Origin of the sequence: Hwanghaeella sp. LZ110 (genome assembly GCF_048892525.1) — a bacterium.
Lineage (GTDB): Bacteria > Pseudomonadota > Alphaproteobacteria > UBA8366 > Aestuariispiraceae > Pacificispira.
In genome coordinates this window covers 1-255 of record NZ_JBLZHT010000100.1, presented here as the reverse complement: position 1 = coordinate 255, position 255 = coordinate 1, and the positions used below count along the sequence as shown (strand labels likewise).

Annotated in this window: 1 protein-coding gene; it reads left to right on the top strand. The window is 54.9% G+C overall.

The annotated features are described in order from the left end of the window. A partial coding sequence (locus ACOSDM_RS20360; protein ID WP_420726359.1) for a hydantoinase/oxoprolinase family protein occupies window positions 1–255 on the top strand: 255 nt, incomplete at both ends.

Here is a 255-nt window from a genome sequence, read left to right as displayed (position 1 = left end):
ACGCAAATTTAAATCCGTTGCTGCAAAAGCACCTGTCCAATCTTGGTCACGCGCTGGAGTCCAACGGGTATCATGGTCCGGTTCTGATTATGCAGTCCATCGGGGGCGTCAGTCCGATGGAAAATGTCCGGCATCAATCGGTCACAACGCTGCTGTCGGGTCCCGTCGGCGGTATTGTTGGCGCCCAGCAGATTGGTGGGTTGATAGGGGAAAGCAACATCATCACGACCGATATGGGCGGGACCAGTTTCGATG